Annotated in this window: 15 protein-coding genes; 6 read left to right on the top strand and 9 right to left on the bottom strand. The window is 52.0% G+C overall.

What is annotated here, in order from left to right:
* Positions 1-37 precede the first annotated feature (37 nt).
* The 6 genes from OCL06_RS07680 to rnr form a co-directional block, all read right to left on the bottom strand.
* Positions 38-2,125, bottom strand: a complete 2,088-nt coding sequence (locus OCL06_RS07680; RefSeq protein ID WP_262993187.1) for a GAF domain-containing hybrid sensor histidine kinase/response regulator — start codon at positions 2,123-2,125, stop codon at positions 38-40.
* Positions 2,126-2,246: 121 nt separating this feature from the next.
* A complete protein-coding gene (locus OCL06_RS07685) occupies positions 2,247-3,656 on the bottom strand; it encodes a DUF4397 domain-containing protein (protein ID WP_262993188.1) in 1,410 nt (469 codons plus the stop codon).
* A 218-nt stretch (positions 3,657-3,874) separates the two neighbouring features.
* A complete protein-coding gene (locus OCL06_RS07690) occupies positions 3,875-5,833 on the bottom strand; it encodes a S8 family serine peptidase (protein WP_262993189.1) in 1,959 nt (652 codons plus the stop codon).
* A 346-nt stretch (positions 5,834-6,179) separates the two neighbouring features.
* Entirely contained in the window at positions 6,180-7,841 is a 1,662-nt protein-coding gene (locus tag OCL06_RS07695; RefSeq protein ID WP_262993190.1) for a S8 family serine peptidase, read from the bottom strand.
* Between the two features lie 717 nt (positions 7,842-8,558).
* The gene (gene rlmB, locus OCL06_RS07700) at positions 8,559-9,299 is read right to left on the bottom strand and encodes a 23S rRNA (guanosine(2251)-2'-O)-methyltransferase RlmB (protein WP_262993191.1); all 741 of its coding nucleotides are present in this window, start codon (positions 9,297-9,299) and stop codon (positions 8,559-8,561) included.
* A complete protein-coding gene (rnr, locus tag OCL06_RS07705) occupies positions 9,299-11,617 on the bottom strand; it encodes a ribonuclease R (RefSeq protein ID WP_262993192.1) in 2,319 nt (772 codons plus the stop codon). Before rnr ends, rlmB begins: the two co-directional genes overlap by 1 nt.
* A 268-nt stretch (positions 11,618-11,885) precedes the next feature.
* Here rnr and OCL06_RS07710 point away from each other — a divergent pair, with 268 nt between their 5' ends.
* Both OCL06_RS07710 and OCL06_RS07715 read left to right on the top strand, forming a co-directional pair.
* Positions 11,886-12,164 (top strand): PepSY domain-containing protein, encoded by a 279-nt coding sequence (locus tag OCL06_RS07710; RefSeq protein ID WP_373318458.1) that lies wholly within the window; start codon positions 11,886-11,888, stop codon positions 12,162-12,164.
* Positions 12,165-12,689: a cytochrome b/b6 domain-containing protein gene (locus tag OCL06_RS07715; protein WP_262993193.1), complete on the top strand. Its 525-nt coding sequence runs from the start codon at positions 12,165-12,167 to the stop codon at positions 12,687-12,689.
* A 17-nt stretch (positions 12,690-12,706) separates the two neighbouring features.
* Here OCL06_RS07715 and OCL06_RS07720 read toward each other — a convergent pair whose 3' ends face one another.
* From OCL06_RS07720 to OCL06_RS07730, 3 genes are all read right to left on the bottom strand, one after another.
* The gene (locus OCL06_RS07720) at positions 12,707-13,288 is read right to left on the bottom strand and encodes a tetratricopeptide repeat protein (RefSeq protein ID WP_262993852.1); all 582 of its coding nucleotides are present in this window, start codon (positions 13,286-13,288) and stop codon (positions 12,707-12,709) included.
* Positions 13,289-13,401: 113 nt separating this feature from the next.
* The gene (locus OCL06_RS07725) at positions 13,402-13,647 is read right to left on the bottom strand and encodes a TIGR02647 family protein (RefSeq protein ID WP_262993194.1); all 246 of its coding nucleotides are present in this window, start codon (positions 13,645-13,647) and stop codon (positions 13,402-13,404) included.
* Positions 13,648-13,666: 19 nt separating this feature from the next.
* Entirely contained in the window at positions 13,667-14,167 is a 501-nt protein-coding gene (locus tag OCL06_RS07730; protein WP_262993195.1) for a hypothetical protein, read from the bottom strand.
* Positions 14,168-14,242: 75 nt separating this feature from the next.
* Here OCL06_RS07730 and ubiD point away from each other — a divergent pair, with 75 nt between their 5' ends.
* The 4 genes from ubiD to OCL06_RS07750 all read left to right on the top strand — a co-directional run bounded on the left by ubiD (position 14,243) and on the right by OCL06_RS07750 (position 19,247).
* Positions 14,243-15,727 carry a 4-hydroxy-3-polyprenylbenzoate decarboxylase gene (gene ubiD, locus OCL06_RS07735; RefSeq protein WP_262993196.1) on the top strand — a complete coding sequence of 495 codons (1,485 nt, stop codon included), beginning with the start codon at positions 14,243-14,245 and terminating at the stop codon, positions 15,725-15,727.
* A gap of 27 nt (positions 15,728-15,754) precedes the next feature.
* Positions 15,755-16,450 (top strand): NAD(P)H-flavin reductase, encoded by a 696-nt coding sequence (gene fre, locus OCL06_RS07740; protein ID WP_262993198.1) that lies wholly within the window; start codon positions 15,755-15,757, stop codon positions 16,448-16,450.
* 173 nt (positions 16,451-16,623) lie between these two features.
* A complete protein-coding gene (locus OCL06_RS07745; protein WP_262993200.1) occupies positions 16,624-18,006 on the top strand; it encodes a M28 family metallopeptidase in 1,383 nt (460 codons plus the stop codon).
* A gap of 239 nt (positions 18,007-18,245) precedes the next feature.
* Entirely contained in the window at positions 18,246-19,247 is a 1,002-nt protein-coding gene (locus OCL06_RS07750; protein WP_262993201.1) for a substrate-binding periplasmic protein, read from the top strand.
* Positions 19,248-19,272 lie beyond the last annotated feature (25 nt).

Genomic DNA, 19,272 nt, shown 5'->3' on the forward strand with positions numbered 1-19,272 from the left:
GCCACTGAAGAACTGCCTATTGTAGAGAAATTAAGGCCTAAACGCCACCCCTGTGTGGCATTTGATAGGTGGCGATATTGGTCACCAGACAGGTGCGCAGATCGTCAATTGTGGCAGGTTTAGTAAGAAAGTCATTCATACCGGCTGCCTGACATTTTTCTTTCTCTCCCGCCAGTGCGTGGGCCGTCAGGGCAATAATCGGGGTCTGGGATTCGGGTCCAGCTAATGCACGTATTGACTGTGCGGCCTTGTAGCCATCCAGCACCGGCATCTGGCAGTCCATTATTACCAGGTCAAAGGGTGACCCACTACGGTTCGCCGCGGCCAGGGTGTCTACGGCCTGCTGGCCATTATCCGTAATTGTAAAGCTAACCCCCAGCTCCTGTAGCTGTTCTTTGATCACAAGCTGGTTAATGGGATTATCTTCAGCCACCAGGATGGTCTTCCCTTTTAAGCTGTTACCCGTTTGCTTTTTCGCTGCGGTGCGCGGCTCAGTAGTGTCCGGGAGTGATGCCAGTGGTAACTGCAGCGTCACTGTAAAGGTCGCCCCCTGCCCCAGTTCACTGCTGACCCTTACCTCTCCCTGATAGTGCTTGACGATTTGTTTGACGATAGACAGCCCCAACCCGGTGCCTCCGTACACCCGGGTCGTCGCGGTATCGGCCTGCTCGAATGGCAAAAAGATTTTCTGTTGCTCGGCTTCAGCAATACCAATACCGGTGTCGACCACAGTAAGCTGCACCAGGTAATGACTATCTGACTGTTTTGTTGCCCGGGTGGCAATACTTATGCCCCCGTCCTGGGTGAATTTCACCGCGTTGCTGACCAGATTACTTATCACCTGATTGATTCGTAACGGGTCGCATTCAAAGATAATGTCTTCAGTGGCACGGGTCTCTACGGCCAGATGTAGCCCTTTCTCTTTCAGCTTCGCCTGATGCACGGCCACTTGCTTTACAATCATATCGTTGAGTGTGACCGGCACCTTTTCAAAGGTCATCAGGCCGGCATCAATTTTTGAAAAATCCAGTATATCGTTTACCTGCGCCAGCAAATGCTGCGCACTGTCCCACGCCAGCCCACAGTATTCCCGTTGCTTTTCGCCCAGCGGAGTGCGCTTTATCGCATCCAGCATGCCCAGCACCCCGTGGATAGGCGTACGTATTTCATGACTCATATTTGCCAGAAATTCGGTACGTGCTTTCAGTGCCGTTTCGGCCTGTTGCTGGCGCCGGCGCAGCTCATGTTCATCATGTACCCGTCCGGTGATATCCTGGGTGGCGCCAATCATGCTCACGTGCTGATTGTTTATCACGACTGGCCTAGCGTAGGTGATCATCCATTTGCGGGTACCATCCTTAAGCTGTACTTCCACTTGTTTCTGCCAGGTGCTGCCCGTGGAGAGCGCATGTTCATGCAGCGCAAGTACCTCTTTGCGCTCGGTCGCGCTGACAATAAACTGCCCGGCTTTTTCGCTGGTCATGGTTTCGTCAGCTGGCAAACCGTGCATACGCTTCATCGTCTCTGACCAGCGTAATTCGCCGGTACTCAGGTTTTGCTCCCAGGTACCTACGTTTGCCATTTCACACACATGGCTGAATAACTGGTACTGGTGTTCAAGTTCGTTTTGATGCTGCATCAGCAGCTCAAACGAATGCTGATTCGCCAGCTGCATGCCTACCCACTCTGCTAACAGCATAAGGTAGTCGTAATGTTCATCGGTAAACGCCAGTTCAGCCGGCTCCGGGGACGAGAAATTCAGGGTACCGTAACGTTTACGATCGACAATGACAGGAATACCAATATAGCTGTAAAGCTGAAAGCTTTTACAGGCCGGGTGGTGCCCGCCGGGGTACTTGCTCACATTGTGATAAGCCGTGATACCGTCTGTAGCCAGAGTATCGTTGCAAAAAGTATCACCTAGCGGAAAGGTATCGCCCGGTGCAATGGCGTCCTCAGGGCTCACGGCGGCGACCACTTCGTAGGTATCACCATAGATATGACTGACCAGCCCAATATCCTGCCCGAATGCCTCGCAGCCAAGCCGGAGCAGGCGAGTCATTTTGTCAGCACTGGATAACGTGATATCCGCAGAGATTTCACGTAAGGCACGAATGAGCTTCATTGTTGAAAGTGGGTCCGGTAGTTATAAACAAAAAAGGGGAGTGATGTTCCCCTTCTGCTGCGTGTCCTAGCCCAACTTTTAACCATAAACCGGTAAATGGGAAGACTTGGGCTGTTATCAATTAGTCTAATACGTCGGTGGTCACTTCGGCTTCACTCAGAATTTTAATAGCATAGCCTGTCGGTGTTTGCGCTGGTTGAACCACTACAATGTAGTTTTGTTCCTCCGTAAAACCGACCAGCGCTGTGCGATCCAGCAGTGTTTGTTCACCCTGGCTGTCTTTGTGCACGGCGATGACCTCGTAATAATCGGCAGGCAGAACCTGTGTGCCATCTTCCCCAAAGGTCAGGTTCATCAACCGGTATTCCGCGGTATCGATAGTTTCGTCTCTGCGCACCAGGTAAATATCAACGTCATCTACATGGGTTGCCAGATTAATAAAGTTGACGGTTTTGTCATACGACTGCGGCAAACCACTTTCTATAAAGGTGGCGGCACCCAATTCATCGTCACGCTGGTAAATCATGATGGCTTTGCTCTCGCCCTGATTCAGGGTTAGCAGTTTATTATTCAGTGGCACGGCACTGTCGTCTGCGGTGCTCAGCGTCAGCCGGTAATCGCCGTACCGGATAGGGGTAAAGGTACTCAAACTTCCGGCATCCAGCGTCAGTTTGGTGTCCGGCTCATCGGCGTCACCGCCCAGGCTGACCATCACGGGGGTGTCCAGCGAAGTCGCATTGTATACTCGGTATTGCGACAGCGCATTAGCATCAGTAATTGTGCTGACCGACGTGGAGTTCAGTACCGCATCCACAGTGAGCCCGGTTTGAATGGCGCCGCTCACATCTCTTAGTGACAGCACGTACTCTGTAGAGTAGGCAAAATTAAGGGTTTGCGACTCGAACATCACCTCGGTTTCGCCCGGCAAAGTGAGATAAAGGGTATACTCGCCACTGTCAAAGTACTCACTGCTGCTGTCACCATCCCAGTAAGTGAACTCTGTTAGCTCGCCATGGTAGGTAGTACCCAGCAGGTGGGCCGCTTCGAAGGGTTCGCCTGACTCACTCAGATACACATCATACGCCTGTTCGTCTATCGTGAGCGCGATGGTTAACAGCCGGAAATGGTCTTCCATAGACGCGCGGGTATAGCTGGTGTCGTCTATAACCGGAGCTGTAAAGTCGCCGCTGAGTACCACCAGGGTTTTCTGTCCTTCCCGTAATTCAACTGTGTGGGTGTCTATAACGACTTCCTGATCGTCTGCGTCAGTACGAATGAACTCCAATTCGGTTTCCCCGGCCTCCAGCGAAAGCATCGCGGTAGCGTCTCCGAACTGGGCTGAGCCAAATGCATCGCCGTCCACTTCACGCATGGTAACCGTCGCGCCGTTAGGGGATGCATTGTAAAACTGCAGGTAAGCATAGGGGTAGTCACTGTTGCTATCACTGTCTGAGCCACCACAGCCGGTCACTAGAATGAGCATAATTAAGGTCGCAGCAATGCGCTGCGCCAGTAAAGATAAGCACTGCATAGATAAAAGATCCTTGTTTAATCACATAACCGGTCGCCAGGGGGCAACCGCACGCCGCTAAGAGCAGGCAAAAGTCAGTGCAGTTCAGGTCTTTACATATTCTTTGCAATTCACGGGATATCTTTACTTTAATAGTAATTAGCCTGGCCTCGCGCCCATAAAAAAACCGGTCTGTTAAGACCGGTTTTTGGTTGCTATCTCACCCTCAGGGTGGCTACTTACTCCATAGAAATTTGGAAGGTCACGCCACTGTAAGCTTCCCGTGCTCGCAGACCCAGGTGCCAGGTTCCGGCCTGCGGGCTTTCTATCACACAGGTTTCTTCATTGTCTGACGAATCCCATGACCGGCAGTCGAACTGGTACATCATAGGTTGACGATCAAACCGAGCAAACAGGTTTGCGTTTCCGGTTCCGCCAGTCGATGTCAGCGTCAGGCGGGCGGTGCCTGCCGGCACTTCCCAGGTAAACCGGTTCCAGTCTTTGTGCGCAGCGGACAGGTCGGTATACGTTTCTTCCATGTTCTCGTTCTTATCGTTACCGCCACCACCGTTGCTGGAGTAAGTCAGGGTTACGCCGTCAAATCCGCTATCACTGCGCAACGCGACGTGCCAGGTGCCAGCTTCTGGCGCGTTAATGGTACAGGTCTGGGCAGTGCCAGCCTGCTCTGACTTACAGTCATTAAAGCGCAGGTAGGGATACTTACCTTCCCTGACATATAAGTTCGCATTACCCTCACCACCTGAAGTAGTAAACGTCAGTTGTTCCAGCCCCGCCGGAACTTCAATGGTTTCCCGCACCCACTGCGAGGCTTTGCCGCTCAGGCCGGTTATCGTATCACCAAAGCCGTTTACCGGCGGCAATACAGGTGCCGGAGCGGCTTCGTCCGCCTGCCCGTTACAGCCATTCTGAGCTGCCAGATTATATGCCGCTTCAACATCTAACAGGCCGTGACCATACTTGTTGTCACGTCCGGCATCGCCTTTGTCGACAGCCGCCATGTTCAGCAAATCACGAATTTGCTTATTGCTGCATTGCGGATAAAAGCTCCACAGCAGGGCTGCTGCCCCGGACACGTGCGGCGTGGCCATAGAGGTGCCGGTCATGTTGCGGTAGTTGTTGTTTTTACCTGTGGAATAGACACCTGATCCAGGCGCTGCAATTTCCACCTGGTCATTGTGCTGAGAGTACCATGCACGGGTACCGTTAGAGCCCACCGCGGCTACTGATACAACTGAATCGTAGGACGCCGGATAAGACTTACTGGTGTTACCGGCGTTGCCCGCCGCTGCCACGAGCAGAATGCCGTCGTCCTCAAACTGCTGCATAGCATTGTTTTCAAAGCTGGAGGAACCACCACCGCCAAGACTCATGTTCACAACCTTAGCCCCCGCGTCCACACACTGGTCAATGGCAGAAACCAGATTCGATGCGTAGGTCCAGCCACCATTGTCGTCGAAGATTTTGACGACGTGCAGGTTCACACCCGGGTACACCCCAATGCTGCCGTAACCGTTGTCGTAAGCGGCGATAGTGCCCGCCACGTGGGTACCGTGACCATGGCCGTCGTTATACCAGTTACCCACAGCCGGACCATTGGAGTCTCCCGTAAGGCCATTGTTCTGGTTAGGCAAATCTTCATGGCCGGCACTGATACCGGTATCGATAACGCAAACTTTCATGGCGCTGGTATCGGGCTGGTTCAGTTGTTGCGCATTGATCATGGTATAACCATACGGCACCGTCTGGGCCATTGGCTTACGAACCGGGTCCACCGTGACGCTTTCAACATCGGCTCGTTGGCTAAGCTGCTGAGCGGCATAACGCCCCATAGTGGCCACCGCAATGCCTCGGCGGGCCAACACTTTATGCAAACGACCTGAAACACCATTGACTGCCGTAGCCGCTGTATCGGCGACATAGCGGGCGCGGCGACGTTCACTGATTGAGCGTGAAGCCTTATCTGATTTCGATTGCGCAACCGGGCCTTCAGCGTCTTCCTTAAACTTGATGATATAACGATCTTGCGCTTCCAGTACATACTGTAACTGGGCTGCCAGATCCTGTTGCAGACTGGCCGGCTTGTCGGCGTTCTGCGGCGCTGCAGATACAGTTGATACACACAGCCCGGTGGCCGCTATTGCGGTAAACAGTGTAGAAAATGATTTAGTAAACTTCATGATGGAGTCCTGTTGAAATCCACCCTTGTTTGAGAAGGGATGGACGCTACTTCAGCAACACGACTACGAAAAAGGCATCCTGCAAACTTCGCAGTACAACAAATAAAGGAACGATGCTTTCGTTCCGAATAAACACTTTTGACAGAATAATCGATAGATTCGAGAAAAAGACACTCTATGGGGATTTTAGGTATTATTTAAAATACGTTTGTGAGCACAAAATCGCCATATCTGTCTGATTTTTCGGCGGCAATCTACCAAGGGGAGGATTTAGCTGCAAGGAAATTTTTATTAAAAAAGCCGGCGAAATGCCGGCTTTGCTATAGGTTACTGACGTGTGAGCAATTTACTCGTAAGAATAATCCATGGTTACACCGCTATAAGAGCTGTACGCACGGATACCGATATGCCAGGTGCCGGCCGCCGGGTTAGTAAATGTACACACTTCGTTATTACCGTTCTTATAAGGACGGCAATCGTAGCTCATTGTAGAAGGCTGGGAGCCGAAACGCAGGTACAAGTCGGCATCGCCGCTTCCGCCTGAAATTTCAACCGTCATAGTCTGTACGCCGGCTGGGATATCCCAGGTATAGCGATCCCACGAGCCTGTTGAGCCCGAGAGGTTAGTCAGCTGACCAGTAACCGGCTCAACGCCGCCACCGCCGCCACCGCCTGAGCCACTACCATCGCAACCATTGGTGTTCAGGTAGTCGTAAGCATCTGCGACTTGCATCAGACCGTTACCATAAAAGTTATCGCGGCCGGCTGAGCCTTTGTCTTTTGCCGTTGCATTTAGCGCACTACGAATTTGTTCGTTGCTACACTGCGGGAAGAAGCTCCATACCAGTGCCGCACCACCGGCAACGTGTGGCGTCGCCATAGATGTACCGTTAAGTGTGGCATACGAATTAGTAGGATAAGTGGAGTATACCGAGCTACCCGGTGCCGCAATTTCTACTGCGCTGTTGTATTGCGAGTAGCTTGCGTGATTTTCGCTGCTGTCCACAGCCGCAACTGACATTACAGCGGGATAAGAAGCCGGGTAAGAAAGGGTACTGTTACCATCGTTACCAGCCGCAGCTACCAGCATCATGCCATCATCAACGAAGCCTTGCATGGCGGTTTGCTCAGCAGTAGACGAGCTACCCCCACCCAGACTCATGTTCACAACATTCGAGCCGGCAGCCTGACATTGGTTAATGGCTTCAATCAGGTCAGACGCGTAAGTCCAGCTCCCGCTATCATCGAAAATTTTCACGATGTGCATGCTCACGCCCGGGTAAACACCAATGACGCCTTCCACATTGTCATAAGCGGCAATTGTCCCTGCGACATGGGTACCGTGACCATTGCCGTCATTGCTCCAACTTCCTACTGCAGTATTGTTGGCTTCGCCAGTGACACCATTATTAGTATCTGGAAGATCAGGGTGACCCAGGTTATAGCCTGTATCAATGATACAAACCTTACGAGCGCCAGTATTATTTTGAGATAACTGGTTCGCCTGCACCATGTTGTAGCCATACGGAGTAGTTTGCGCCATTAGTTTACGACGGGCATCTACCGATACACTTTCAACATTCGGGTTCTTGCGCAGCAGGTTTAAGGTGCGCTTATCCATTGATGCAGCGACCATTTTTTGCTTTTCAATGACTTTGTGTGTTTTCGCACCGACCTGTTCTACCAGCGATTTAGCCGCCAGCACGTCAAACGCACGATCAGAGGCTTGAGAAGCTGGCATGCCTGCCATCTTTTTCTTACCGCCTTTCGTTTTCAGTTTAGGCCCGCCGATATCGTTGGTGTTTTTAAATTTAACGATATAACGCTGCTCAATGGCTTCGGCTTCAACAAAAGAAGCTAAACCTTGTTGCAGTTGAGCATTAACGGATTGTTTTGCCTCTTCAACTTTAACCGGCGCATTTACGGCGGCGCTGACGGAGGCACTAAGGAGGGTAAGAGATGCCACTAAAGCAGCTTTATTTATGGATGTGTGTTGATTATGTTTCATTTATTTCCTGTCTTGTTGTTGTTTCCCCCTGGCTCTCTTAACGGAGCTTAATTAGTTGGGGTATGTTCCTAACAGATATCGACAGGCCGGGTCGCTATTCACCAAAAAAAGTCCACATCCCTGTTATGCTTTTTCGACACGTTACCCGTGTACCTGGACATCTGGTGTTGACTGCTCATTTCTGATGCAGTGCCTTCCATACTACGGAAGCTGGTTCAGAGTAACGTATGCTGAGTTATTACCCGTGTATACAAAATTACTCGTTAATCAATGGGCTACCGTAGCTCCGGACACTGTCAGCTTGGGCTTCTTGCCCGTTAACCAGCCAAACCTACGACGCCTTTATTATTTACATTTATCTATATTATTAAGCGTAGCTGTACAGTATCTGAGCTTTTGTTATAAAAAAACCCCTATTATTAAGCAACGTTAATTCTGAGAAAGGGGAGGCAATAACACCGATCAACTGGTTCACCAGCTCACAGGCCTTATTGCTCATAGGCTGGGGGAAAGAAAATGGAACTTAACAACTTAACAAAACTTATTTTTTAAGAGGATATGTGTTTTATGAACTGCTTAAATTAGCAATATACATCACAACAAAGACTTACAAATAGCAGCAAGTGAGAGACATATTTTGCGGACAAAGATTTACTGAAAAGTAACAGCCGTGTGAGGAGAAACAGGGCAGCAACGCGTTTGCCGCCCTCTAGAAGTTTACTGGCTACGCTGACGAACGATTTCGTACAGGCAGACCCCAGTCGCCACTGAGACGTTCAGACTGGATACTGCGCCCGCCATGGGGAGTTTTACCAGTTCGTCGCAAGTTTCCCGGGTTAGCCGGCGCATGCCCTTCCCTTCTGCGCCCATAACCAGCACGGTGGGACCAGACAGTTTTGCATTGAACACCAGTTGCTCCGCCTCGCCGGCGGTGCCGATTACCCACAGCCCTTCCTGTTGCAAATGCTTCAGGGTGCGCGACAGGTTGGTGACCTGGATCAACGGAATGACCTCCGCGGCGCCACAGGCCACTTTTCTGACCGTGGCGGTGAGGCTGGCTGATTTATCCTTCGGCACAATTACCGCATGCACACCAGCTGCATCGGCGGTGCGCAAACACGCGCCCAAATTGTGCGGGTCGGTCACGCCATCCAGTGCCAGGATCAGCGGCTGCGAGTGAGCCTGCAACACCTTGTCCAAATCGTTTTCGTCCAGCACGCGGGCCGGTTTAGCCCGGGCCACCACCCCCTGGTGCTGTTCGCCTCGGACTTTGTCGTCCAGCACTTTACGCTGACAGAACTGCACACTGACACCAAACCTACGCGCCTGATTGACGATGTTAGTCAGGCGATCATCGGTGCGGCCTTTTAATACAAAAACCTCAATGACCCGTTCCGGCTCATTTTCTAATACCGACTGCATTGCGTGCAGACCGTATAACCATTCCTGTTGTGCCATTAGCGCTTTTTACCTTTATTAGAGGCTGGTTTCTTGCCCTTCGGCGGACCGGACTTTTTACCTGACTTGTCGTTGTTGTCTTTGCGTCGGCGGGGCTTTTTGGCAGTTTTTACCGCCACCTTTTTGCCTGACTGGGCACGTAACGTCTCGCTGTCCAGTACCAGATCTATTTTGCGTTCATCCAGATTTACTGCGGCCACTTTCACATCTACCGCATCACCCAGCCGGTATTGATTGTGCCCCTGATCACCCACCAGCGCCTGTTTCACATCGTCATAACGGTAGTAGTCATCACCCAGTGAGGTAATGTGCACCAGACCATCAATATGGTATTCGGTTAACCGTACGAACAGGCCGAAATTCGTGACTGAGCTCACTACGCCTTCAAATGAGTCACCAACGTGATCCAGCATAAACTCACACTTCAGCCAGTCGGCCACATCCCGGGTGGCATCGTCAGCGCGACGCTCGGTGGTGGAACACTGCTCACCCAGTTGCTCAATTTCTTCCGTGGTATACACCTTCGCGCCTGACACTTTCTGCTTCGGCGGCAGCTTTTTAAGCAAACCTTTTATCGCCCGGTGCACAACCATATCCGGGTAGCGGCGTATGGGCGAGGTAAAGTGAGCGTACGCCTTTAGCGCCAGCCCGAAGTGACCAATATTGTCACCACCGTATACTGCCTGCTTCATTGAGCGCAGCAGCATCGTTTGGATCAATTCCTGGTCGGGACGATTACGGGTTTTGAGCACCACATCGGTGAAATCGGCCGGCATGGCATCTTCGTTAATGCGATGCGGCACACCCACTTCGCCCAGATAACTGGTAAAGGCCGTAAGACGGTCGGCGTCAGGCTTATCATGAATTCGGTAGAGCGCAGGCGCTTCGTGAGTTTCCAGGAACAGGGCCGCACTTACGTTGGCCATGATCATACACTCTTCGATGAGCTTGTGGGCATCGTTGCGCACCACTGGCACAATGTTCTCTATTTTACGCTGGGCGTTAAATACGAACTTGCTTTCCTGGGTTTCAAACTCAATGGCGCCTCGTTGCTGACGGGCTTTTTTCATCGCGCGGTACATATCGTGCAGGTCGCGCAGATGAGGAACATGTTCTGCATAGCGCTCGTGCAGATCTTTGTCGCCTTCGAGAATTTTGCCCACCTTGGTATAGGTTAAACGGGCATGGGAGTTCATTACCCCTTCATAAAACTGGTAGGCGTCCAGTTTGCCCTGTGCAGTAATGGTCATCTCACAGACCATACACAAGCGGTCTACCTGCGGATTCAGCGAGCACAAACCGTTAGACAAGACTTCCGGTAACATGGGAATGACCTGCTCCGGGAAATACACCGAGTTACCGCGGTTTTGCGCTTCAGTATCCAGGGCCGTGCCGGGACGTACATAATGACTTACATCAGCAATGGCTACCCACAGCTGCCAGCCACCCTCATCCAGCGGTTCACAGAACACGGCATCATCAAAGTCACGGGCATCTTCACCATCAATGGTCACCAGCGGCAGCTGACGCAAGTCAACCCGTCCTTCTTTGGCTTCTTCCGGTACTTCTTCGGTGAGGTCTTTGACCTGACGGGTCACGGCTTTCGGCCACTGGTGGGGAATATCGAAGGTGCGCAGTGCCATATCAATTTCCATACCCGGCGCCATATGCTCACCGAGTACTTCAACAATTTTGCCCACCGGATTAATTTTGCGACGGGGACGCTGCACCAGTTCAACCACCACCACCTGGCCCATTCTGGCGCCGTTAGTGTGTTCGGGTGGGATCACAATCTCATGGTTAATGCGGCTGTCATCAGGAATAACTACCGCCATGCCCTCTTCCGTAAAGTAACGACCCACTATCGGCTCGCTGCGCGGCGTGATCACCTGAGTGATAAAGGCTTCTTTACGGCCCCGGCGGTCGGTGCCACTTTCCCGGGCTTCGACGATGTCGTCATGCAAAAACAATTGCATTTGGCCGCCGCTGATAAATAAATCGCCACTGCGATCTTCAGGGCGCAGGAAACCGAAGCCGTCGCGGTGGCCGATAATCCGGCCCCGGATCAATTCGTCCTGGTTTTGAACTACGTACTTTTTCTGACGGGTAAACTGCAACTGACCTTCTCTTTCCATGGCCCGGAGTCGTCGTTGGATGCCAATACGGTGGTCTTCTTCATGGGCATCTACGGCAGCACAAATTTCAAGAAAAGACAGTGGCTTATCATGCTCCTTCAGTACGCTAAGCAGATACTCTCGGCTGGCCACGGGATTGTCGTATTTTTCTTTTTCGCGCTGATAATGCGGGTCGTCACTCATGGAAAATTATTAGTTCCTTGTATTGCTGTTCAGATGCATCTGTATTGACAGATACCTTAATATTACCGCCAGTATAACAGTTAAATACTACAAAATATTTGCAGTCGTTACGATTCTGTGGGTTTTACGCACAAATTCGGCTTTGGATTACCCTGAATACCGGACAATACCAGCACTCAGCCCCCTAATTTTGCAAAAACTGTTGAACCAATATCACGAATGCTGCCACTATTAACACTCATCTGTAAGCAACCTGAAAGGAAAAGCAATGGGTATTAAGCATGTAGGAATGGCAGTAATCGCGGCAGCAACAATGTCAGGCTGTAGTGTGGAATCAGGTACTCAATGTACCACCGCGCCTGAGTCACAGTGGATGGATCAGACTGAATTTCAGGCTCAGCTGAAAAGCGACGGCTACACGATTAATGAATTTGTGGTAACCGATGGCAACTGCTATGAAATTTACGGCATGGATTCTGAAAACAAGAAAGTTGAAATTTACTTCAACCCGGTAGATGGCAGCATAGTGAAGAGTGAGTCACACTAAATGAGTAGCCGTGACATCAGGCTGTGGGACGGCGTAGTTCGCACGTGTCACTGGTTGCTGGTCACGGCCTTTGTGGCAAATTACTTTATCGTAGAACCCGGCGATCTGATTCATGAGATCGCCGGCTATGGTGCCGCTGCCATTATATTGGTGCGCATTTGCTGGGGTCTGCGTGACACTGGCTATGCCAGCTTTGCCACTGTCGATGTGTCGGCACAGGCGCTGCAGCAGCACCTCAATCAGCTCAGACTACGACGTGTCCCGCCCGACCACGGCCACAATCCGTTTGGTTGGTTAATGATTTTTGCCGTTATTGTGCTGTTTCTGGCGCTGGCGGTTACCGGCTTTATGATGCAGGAAATAGATGCTTTCTGGGGCAATCAGACCCTGGAATGGATACACGCTACCCTGGCACATGTCCTGTACGGCGCGGTCCTTATCCACGTGGCTGCAGTAGTACTAACGCAATGGTGGGGCCGGGTCTCTCTCATCCGCCCGATGATTACCGGCAGGCGCCCGCGTTAGCCTAGCTGAAATCATGCCTACTCGGTGGGTTTACGTGCCGCCCGCACCGCTTTCGGGTGCATCAGCTTTTCTAACTCTGTGAGATAGCCCGCAATTTTAGCATGCTGTTGTTTATCACTGGTCACCGCATTATATAACCAGCGGTAGGCATCTTCGTAGTCATACGGACTCCCGTAGCCCTCCAGAAATAATTCCGCCAGCTGCATCTTTGCTTGCAGGTTATTCAGCGCCGCGGCTTCACGTAAATAAACCACCGCCCGCTTTTTGTCTTCCTGTACCAGTGTGCCGCTAGCATAGTAGCGTCCCAGTTGTTCCAGTGCCGCGGCCAGCCCCTGATTGGCGGCGTCACGCATAAAGCTGATGCCGCGCTCCGGCGCTTCATCCACGCACACCCCCCAGGCCAGCATATCGCCCCATAAAAACTGATACGCAGGCACCCGTAGTACTTCGGCGCGAGCTTCAATATCCTGCACCAGCTGACAGCGATCTTCCACGACCCGGTTCAGGTGCGTGTTGCTGTTGATCATATTGATCAGTTCATCCTGTGAATACAGTTGTACGGCGCGGATTTCCTGCGCATTTAATGTGTGGCTGAACATGCTTATTGCAGTCGCCACAATCAGAGAGAGTCGAATATAGGGCATATCAGTCTGTCAGTAGATTAACGGGAACGTACCCTTAGTTTATCGGCGCGGTGCCGGAAAACTGAAGACTAATTCAGCTTCATCGACAGCGCCATTTGTATGTGGCGGGCGTGCTCGGCTATATCGATACCTAAGTCGGTAAGATAACCGCCATCCGGCTGGGTAATAAGACCCTTGGCATATAAGCGCTCAGCAGCATGCACCATACTCTGTGTCGCATCATGATGAATTTTAAGTCCCTGCATCAGACTTTTTTGTGGAAACTTTAAAATGAGGTTTAATTCTGCGGTCATTTCGTCATCAAATTGCTTCATGCTTCCACCCTAGGCAACGTTAATTAATTTTTCTGGAATAAATTCCTGTGAACAGGGTCCGCCAATTTTTTTGATCGGCGTTTTTCACCTGCCAGTGTTGTATCACACTCCCATTTTCCTCCGCCGTCCAGCTAATTTTATGAATTAGTGCGTTCACTGAAGTACCAGTCTGGCCGCGCAATACCATCGCACCATCAGTCATTCCGCCGCTCAGGTCAAGGCGCAACCCGGTTTTGTCACCCCATACCTGGTGCCACTTACCGGTAGTTTTGTCATACATGGTGATGCTGGAACCATACGGACCATCAGCATTAGTGTACCGTTCCGTAACCACGCACCCGTTATAGTCTTTTTCAATCAGGTTAGTACCCGCTTGCTTGCCATCAGGGGTCGTGACCGTCCATTCTCCCAGCCAGAAATCGAACGCCTGATACGCAGATGCACTGCAGGCACCGGTGGGCGCTGCAATCACCTTGGCAGCCAGCAGAGTCAGTATTATCCCGGCAATGAAGTTTTTCATGAGCGTCTGATCGCAGTACGCCTCTACATGGTATAATCTACCCAAAAGAGTAGTCCGCGGACCCTGCCCAAGCAAATGAAATATAAAGATTTACGCGACTTTATCCAGCAACTGGAAGCACGTGGTGAGCTGAAACGCATCACCCACACAATCGATACAGATCTGGAAATGACAGAAATCGCTGACCGCACCCTGCGTGCCGGCGGCCCTGCGCTGTTGTTTGAAAATCCGAAAGATCATGACATGCCGGTGCTGGCCAACTTATTCGGCACCCCTACCCGGGTGGCCCTCGGCATGGGTCAGGAATCTGTGACGGCACTTCGGGAAGTGGGCAAACTGCTTGCTTACCTGAAAGAACCCGAGCCCCCCAAGGGGCTGAAAGACTTATGGGATAAGCTGCCTGTGTTTAAGCAGGTGATGAACATGCCGGCGAAAACTGTCAGAAAAGCGCCCTGTCAGGATGTCATTCTCAGCGGGGATGAGGTGGACCTGAGCAAGATCCCCGTCCAGCGCTGCTGGCCGGGCGATGCGGCGCCGTTAATTACCTGGGGCCTGACTGTCACCCGCGGTCCGCATAAGAAACGTCAGAACCTTGGCATCTATCGCCAGCAGGTCATTGCCAAGAACAAAATTATTATGCGCTGGCTGTCTCACCGCGGTGGCGCACTGGATTTTCGGGAATGGTGCCAGATGCATCCCGGCGAACCGTACCCGGTTTCGGTGGCCTTAGGGGCTGACCCAGCTACTATATTAGGCGCCGTTACGCCGGTGCCCGATACGTTGTCTGAGTATGCGTTTGCCGGACTGCTGCGTGGCGATAAAACGGAAGTGGTGAAGTCAGTCAGTAACGACTTGCAGGTCCCGGCCAGTGCCGAGATTGTGCTGGAAGGATATATTGCGCAGGATGAAACCGCACCAGAAGGCCCTTATGGTGATCATACCGGTTACTACAACGAGGTAGATGACTTTCCGGTGATGACAGTGACCCATATTACGCACCGCAAAAACCCCATTTATCATTCCACCTATACCGGACGGCCACCGGATGAGCCGGCGATTCTGGGCGTGGCACTCAACGAAGTCTTCGTGCCTATTCTGCAAAAACAGTTCCCGGAAATTGTGGACTTCTACCTGCCGCCAGAAGGGTGTTCTTATCGTATGGCCGTGGTCACCATGAAGAAACAATACCCCGGGCATGCCAAACGGGTAATGATGGGCGTCTGGTCTTTTTTACGTCAGTTCATGTACACCAAGTTTGTCATAGTATGTGACGACGACGTCAATGCCCGTGACTGGAATGACGTGATCTGGGCCATTACTACCCGCATGGATCCGGCGCGCGACACGACGCTGGTCGAGAACACCCCTATCGATTATCTGGACTTTGCCTCACCGGTGTCCGGGCTGGGCTCAAAGATGGGTATGGATGCGACCAATAAAATGCCGGGCGAAACTGACCGCGAGTGGGGCACCCCTATTGTTATGGACGAGGCCGTAAAACAGCGTGTGGATGACATCTGGGATGAGCTTGGTATCATGGACGATTCTGCCGATAACTAGCAGCTAACTGGTAAAAGAAGAGATTACATGTCAGAAATTGAATGTCAGGTCACGCAAATAACGCCACTGACAGACACAGTGTACAAAGTCGAACTGGCGCCGGCCTTTCCGGTGTCTTTCAAAGCCGGGCAGTATGTACTGGTACACATGGGCGAAAACGACAAACGCCCCTTCTCCATTGCGAATGCCGCCTGGGACAACGACCGTATTGAGCTGCATATCGGTGCTGATGAGGGCAATGCCTATGCCACCGAAGTATTGCAGCGGATGCGCGAAGATGGCGCTATCCGGCTGAGCGGCGGACACGGCGAAGCTTATCTCCAGCCTAACGGGCAGCCCATTGTACTGATCGCCGGTGGCACGGGCTTCTCTTATACCTGGTCGATATTGCAGGAGTATCTGCACAGCGATCACCGTGCTCCCGTGACCCTGTACTGGGGCGGCCGTCACAGTGAAGACTTGTACCTGAACGACGAACTGACTGCCCTGGCAAACGAGCATGAGCATTTCACCTATGTGCCGGTAGTGGAATTTGCCAGAGACGAGTGGAATGGCCGGACTGGCTGGGTACACCACGCGGTGATTGCTGATCACACCGACTTCTCTGCTATGCAAGTCTACGTAGCCGGACGTTTTGAAATGGCCAAGGTAGTACGTGAAGATCTGACTCCCCGTGGTATGCAAAAAGACCGTCTGTTCGGCGACGCATTCGCGTTTATTTAAGCCGTCCTCATCACTCAGGCGGGTACAGGTTTGTCGCTACCCGCTGTTATTGCTTTCCATTTAGTTTGCATATTCTTTCTTCGACAGGATGTCGAATCGCCACGCTGACTTCGATTGTCGTTCCCTGCCGATTACCCTAACTTATACAGTCTTGGTAACAAACGGTCTGAATTATGAAATTTAGTAAACGTCTCGCCTTACTGGCGTTGACCGCCCTTTCCCTGTCCTATTCTCTGGCTTACGCTGATACGCCTAAAGCCGGTGACCAGCAGGCTATTCACGATATTGTGGCAGATATTTCCGCACAGCGGATCGAGCAGGACATCACCACACTGGTGAACTTTGGCACCCGCCATACCCTGTCAGAAACAGAATCAGACAGCCGCGGTATCGGCGCAGCCAGACGATGGATTAAACAGGAATTTGAGAAGATATCTGCCCAATGCGGCGGTTGTCTTAAGGTGTACTTTCAGTCGCAGGTCATCAGCGGCGAAAAACGCATTCCCAATCCGACGGACGTGGTCAGTGTCATCGCGGTTCAGCGCGGCACCACCGACCCTGATCGCTACGTCATCATGTCAGGTGACATTGACTCACGGGTGTCTGACGTGATGGATGCCACCTCCGATGCCCCCGGCGCAAATGATAACGCCTCGGGCGTGGCCGGCACCCTGGAAGCGGCACGGGTACTGACTCAGCACAAATTTAATGGCTCAATTGTATATGCTGCCCTGGCCGGCGAGGAACAGGGGCTGTTCGGCGGCAAGATAATGGCCGCGCAGGCAAAGGATGATGGCTGGCGCATCAAAGCTGTACTGAATAACGATATGATCGGCAATATTGAAGGCATAAATGGTGTGATTAATAACACCACCGCGCGAATCTTTGCCGAAGGCACACGGGTCACTGAAAGTGAGCAGGAAGCGCGCATGCGGCGTTTTACCGGCGGCGAAGTTGACAGTCCCAGCCGTAACCTGGCCCGCTATATTGACCGCATTGCCGATGAGTTCATTCCGAACCTGGATACCATGGTGATTTACCGGCTGGATCGCTACGGCCGTGGCGGCCATCACCGCCCGTTTAACGACCTCGGGTACCCGGGCATTCGCATTATGGAAACCAACGAGAACTATAACCGCCAGCATCAGGATCTGCGTACCGAAAACGGTATTAAGTACGGCGATACGCTTGACGGGGTAAATTTCGAGTACGCCGCGAAACTGACTTCATTAAATGCCGCCACACTGGCGAGCATGGCGTGGGCACCAAATCCCCCGGTAAACGTTGATATAAAGGGCGCGGTACAACCCTCTACCACACTGTCCTGGGATGCCCTGGATAGCGAACAGAACCCGCAACTGGCAGGATATAAAGTTTACTGGCGTCACACGGATGCCCCGCAGTGGGAATTCAGTCGATACGTGGGTAACGTCACCGAAGCCACGCTGGAAAACATTGTAATTGATAACTACTTTTTCGGTGTTGCCAGCGTCAGCAAAGACGGCTATGAAAGTCCGGTGGTTTACCCCGGCCCTGCCGGGAGCTTTGGCGAATAAACCCTGTTTTGCAGCTGCAACACCGCAGCTGCAGTCATTCCTCTGAGTTATATGACCTCGCAGAGATCGCGAGCTTTGTCACCTCTGGGCTCCGCGACTTTCATTCGGTGTTGCCTCAGTCCACCTCAACATTTACACCGTCCAGCTTCGCATTCTGTGGAAACAGGCAGACTCGGTTGTTTTCATGTAAGCTGAAGTGAGCACTAAAAATTTTACTCCTCACCACAAGAGAGCCTTATATGGGAAAGTTGGTTGCCGCGTTGAAAACTCTGGCCAGTGTATTACTGATCAGTGCAGTACATTTCATGCCGGCCCACGCCGTCACTCTGGGTGCTTCCCCCCTTGCTACCTACATCGATGATGAGGGAGAACCCGCCAGACTCAATGCCATCATGCAGGAAGCATTTTCCCGCATGGCAACTGAGCTTGAGCTTACCGTAATGCGCCGGGCCTTTTTAGGCAGCGGGCTGTTGTCTGGCAAACTGGACGGTGAGTATGCATTTCAGGATCTGGACAGTCAGCATGACAAGTTTGTTTACTCTGAGCCATACCTACCGCTTTACCTTTACGCCACCAGTAAATCGCAGAGCGTGACAGAAATTCGGCTTATACCGCATCTGCAAGATAGCCGGGTGGCGATAGAAAACCGTTTTGGTAATACCGACCGCTTCCGGTTACTCAAGGACATTAAATGGTCGCGTAACCCCACTACCTATGACGCGTTCCGGCAGCTGGCCGATGAACGGGCCCCTTACCTTATTTCTACCCGGTTGCTAATCGATGAGCTGAACCGGCTACTGCGGGATGACGGCGAAGAGCTCCTGCATTTTTCAGCCGCACCGCTAATCAGCTCCGGGCTGCGCATTTCTTTGAGCAAGAAGCTTCCTGATGCACAACAAACCATCGCCAGCTTCAACGAGACAATCGCGCAAATGCATAAGGACGGCACGTTCAATCAGCTACTGGGCGTAGCCTGGTTAAGCAAAGATATTGATGGTGACGGTACCGCTGAATACATTAGCTCTGCAGATGTGGCTCATGCGAAGATTGAACCTGGCATACTTGCGCTGGCTTTCTCACTGGACGGAGTACCGGCCAACGACAGTTCTGCGTTCATTATCGACGGCACCCGTTACGCCGACTGGCAGGCAGCAGCCGGTGCCCTTGCGGAAGTCACCCCTTCACTGCGCCCCAGCCTGTTAGATCCGGAAGTGTACAAGCGTATGATCAGACGCTGGTAAGCACCTTTCACTATTTATAACGTCA

The sequence above is a fragment of the Alteromonas salexigens genome (assembly GCF_025628895.1).
Taxonomy (GTDB): Bacteria; Pseudomonadota; Gammaproteobacteria; order Enterobacterales; family Alteromonadaceae; genus Alteromonas; species Alteromonas salexigens.

Excerpts from the sequence above, each read along its gene's own strand:
- OCL06_RS07680 (WP_262993187.1), bottom strand. The coding sequence starts at position 2,125 with ATGAAGCTCATTCGTGCCTTACGTGAAATCTCTGCGGATATCACGTTA.
- OCL06_RS07685 (WP_262993188.1), bottom strand. The coding sequence starts at position 3,656 with ATGCAGTGCTTATCTTTACTGGCGCAGCGCATTGCTGCGACCTTAATT.
- OCL06_RS07690 (WP_262993189.1), bottom strand. The coding sequence starts at position 5,833 with ATGAAGTTTACTAAATCATTTTCTACACTGTTTACCGCAATAGCGGCC.
- OCL06_RS07695 (WP_262993190.1), bottom strand. The coding sequence starts at position 7,841 with ATGAAACATAATCAACACACATCCATAAATAAAGCTGCTTTAGTGGCA.
- rlmB (WP_262993191.1), bottom strand. The coding sequence starts at position 9,299 with ATGGCACAACAGGAATGGTTATACGGTCTGCACGCAATGCAGTCGGTA.
- rnr (WP_262993192.1), bottom strand. The coding sequence starts at position 11,617 with ATGAGTGACGACCCGCATTATCAGCGCGAAAAAGAAAAATACGACAAT.
- OCL06_RS07710 (WP_373318458.1), top strand. The coding sequence starts at position 11,886 with ATGGGTATTAAGCATGTAGGAATGGCAGTAATCGCGGCAGCAACAATG.
- OCL06_RS07715 (WP_262993193.1), top strand. The coding sequence starts at position 12,165 with ATGAGTAGCCGTGACATCAGGCTGTGGGACGGCGTAGTTCGCACGTGT.
- OCL06_RS07720 (WP_262993852.1), bottom strand. The coding sequence starts at position 13,288 with ATGTTCAGCCACACATTAAATGCGCAGGAAATCCGCGCCGTACAACTG.
- OCL06_RS07725 (WP_262993194.1), bottom strand. The coding sequence starts at position 13,647 with ATGAAGCAATTTGATGACGAAATGACCGCAGAATTAAACCTCATTTTA.
- OCL06_RS07730 (WP_262993195.1), bottom strand. The coding sequence starts at position 14,167 with ATGAAAAACTTCATTGCCGGGATAATACTGACTCTGCTGGCTGCCAAG.
- ubiD (WP_262993196.1), top strand. The coding sequence starts at position 14,243 with ATGAAATATAAAGATTTACGCGACTTTATCCAGCAACTGGAAGCACGT.
- fre (WP_262993198.1), top strand. The coding sequence starts at position 15,755 with ATGTCAGAAATTGAATGTCAGGTCACGCAAATAACGCCACTGACAGAC.
- OCL06_RS07745 (WP_262993200.1), top strand. The coding sequence starts at position 16,624 with ATGAAATTTAGTAAACGTCTCGCCTTACTGGCGTTGACCGCCCTTTCC.
- OCL06_RS07750 (WP_262993201.1), top strand. The coding sequence starts at position 18,246 with ATGGGAAAGTTGGTTGCCGCGTTGAAAACTCTGGCCAGTGTATTACTG.